The sequence below is a fragment of the Fructilactobacillus sanfranciscensis DSM 20451 genome, from assembly GCF_001436035.1.
GTDB classification, from domain to species: Bacteria; Bacillota; Bacilli; order Lactobacillales; family Lactobacillaceae; genus Fructilactobacillus; species Fructilactobacillus sanfranciscensis.
This window is the reverse complement of record NZ_AYYM01000066.1, coordinates 1-332: the sequence shown is the minus strand read 5'-3', so window position 1 is coordinate 332 and position 332 is coordinate 1. Positions and strand designations below refer to the sequence as shown.

Sequence of the window (332 nt, the reverse complement as noted above, 5' to 3'; positions counted from 1 at the left end):
TGGCCGTACTTCGTATCAAACGAGCGCTCATAACTGCCGTTGCGGTTATTACCAGTGTTAATCCCAGCGTATGAGTAGCGTTCGTAACCCAAAAACTCTGCCAATTCAGTTTGAAGCAGCTGGTTGATGGCGATTTCAAGGTGGTGACGAAAAACTTCGTCCAAATCTTGTTTTTGGGCTAGTGCAGCGATAATTTCTGTGGTAAGTTCATTCATGGGGAATGCCTCCTGTGATGTTTTCTGTGGTTACTAAATATCATAAGGGAAGGCATTCCCTATTTCTATACAATTTAGAAATCTTTTATGCGTTTACACAAAATATTTTACGCTCTC

Annotated in this window: 1 protein-coding gene; it reads right to left on the bottom strand. The window is 41.3% G+C overall.

Annotated features, from left to right (window positions below; all coding sequences use genetic code 11):
* The coding region (locus tag FD36_RS06410; protein ID WP_003581649.1) for a transposase at window positions 1-215 on the bottom strand (215 nt) is incomplete at its 3' end.
* Window positions 216-332 lie beyond the last annotated feature (117 nt).